Origin of the sequence: Streptomyces sp. RGM 3693, assembly GCF_050471125.1 — a bacterium.
Classification (GTDB): domain Bacteria; phylum Actinomycetota; class Actinomycetes; order Streptomycetales; family Streptomycetaceae; genus Streptomyces.
The window spans coordinates 1-1,582 of sequence record NZ_JBMPPQ010000008.1 but is presented as its reverse complement, the minus strand read 5'-3'; the positions used below and the strand labels follow the sequence as shown (position 1 = coordinate 1,582).

2 protein-coding genes are annotated in these 1,582 nt (G+C 69.0%); one reads left to right on the top strand and one right to left on the bottom strand.

Annotation, left to right across the window (positions count from 1 at the left end; genetic code table 11):
- Positions 1–265 precede the first annotated feature (265 nt).
- Positions 266–1,057, top strand: a complete 792-nt coding sequence (locus tag ACO0M4_RS41040; RefSeq protein ID WP_430369028.1) for an IS5 family transposase — start codon at positions 266–268, stop codon at positions 1,055–1,057.
- Here ACO0M4_RS41040 and ACO0M4_RS41035 read toward each other — a convergent pair.
- Positions 1,014–1,550, bottom strand: a complete 537-nt coding sequence (locus ACO0M4_RS41035) for a hypothetical protein (RefSeq protein WP_430369027.1) — start codon at positions 1,548–1,550, stop codon at positions 1,014–1,016. The two genes, ACO0M4_RS41040 and ACO0M4_RS41035, sit on opposite strands and share 44 nt — an antisense overlap.
- Between the last annotated feature and the right edge of the window lie 32 nt (positions 1,551–1,582).

Here is a 1,582-nt window from a genome sequence, read left to right as displayed (position 1 = left end):
GCTGTTGTCTTTTCGATCTTGAGCAGTGCTGGTCGAACTCGGGTTCCCGGTTGGGTGATCCTGCCGTGGCGAGAGCATGAAGGTAGGGCCTCCTGAACAGCTCGTGGGTGTCGAATCCATAGAGCATCAGGAGGCCCCGGTGCCGCAGTCTTCCGTGTCGTTGGCCGGGCAGTCCAACTCGGCTGCTCTGTCGTGTGATTGCCTCGCGCACGTGTACGGCAACGCGGCTGACCGATCCGAGCGGCGGCGCCGGTATCCGACGGACATGACGGACGCGGAGTGGGCGGCCATCCGGCCACTGCTGCCGGTGCCGGGCTGGATGCGTGGCCGGGGCGGTCGGCCAGAGGCGTACTGTCATAGGACGATGCTGGACGCGGTTCGCTATCTCGTGGACAACGGCATCAAGTGGCGCGCGATGCCGGCCGACTTCCCGCCGTGGGACCGTGTGTATGCGTTCTTCCGTCGCTGGCGCGACCACGTGCTGGTCACGGAGTTCCACGACCGGCTGCGGGATCGCCTGCGCGAGACATTGGGCCGGGATGCCGAGCCGACCGCCGGGGTGATCGACTCGCAGTCGGTCAAGGCGGACGCTGTCGTCGGCTCGGACAGTCGCGGCTTTGACGGCGGGAAGCTGATCAACGGGCGCAAGCGGCACGTCGTGGTCGACACGCTCGGGCTTGTGCTCGGCGTGATGGTCACCGCCGCGGACACCGGCGACCGCGCCGCCGCCCAGGTGCTGCTTGAGCAGGTGACCGCCGCGCACCACCGGCTGGCCCTGGTCTGGGCTGACGGCGGCTACACCGGCAGCCTCGTCGAGTACTGCCTGGCCGCGCTGGCCCTGGTGCTGGCGATCGTCAAGCGCAGCGATGACATGCGTGGCTTCGTGGTGTTGCCCAAGCGGTGGATCGTCGAGCGCCTCTTCGCCCACCTGATGCGCACCCGCCGCCTGGTGCGCGACTTCGAGCGGCGCACCACCAGCGCCGAGGCGATGGTCTACTGGTCGATGATCCTGCTCATGACCCGTCGCCTGGCGAGGCCACGCCCTGCGCGAGGGTGAAGCGGCCCGGCGCCGGCTCGGCCAGCCAGCCGCGCGCGACCAGGCGTTTCGCCTTCGACCGTAGTGCCTCCACCCGCGCCGGCACCACGTCCATGCCGAACGCTTGGGTCATCTCCTGGCAGGTCAGCGGCCCTTGGCCGAGCCGGTGCCGGTCCGTGAGAGTCTGCAGGATGCGCTGGTAGTCCACGGACAGCGCCGACCAGGCCAGCCCTTGGTGCCACACCGGCACCTGCGACTTTGCCTTCGCCGCATCCCGGGGCGTCGGCGGCGCGTCCGCATTCTGTGGATCCGGGGTGACCTCCATGCCGGCGATGCTGCCGCCATCCGGAGCCAGCACCGTATCGACCCGCCTGCGAGCGATCACCCACTCCTGCCATTCCACTTCGGCCGCGGCGAGTTCGGCCTGGATGCGGTCGGCCTCCTCACGCAGCCCGTCGACTCGACGGCGAGCGGCGGCCTCTTGCTGTTCCAGCAGTCCGACGACCGACGGCATCCACAACCTCCCAAGGAGCAATGACACGACAC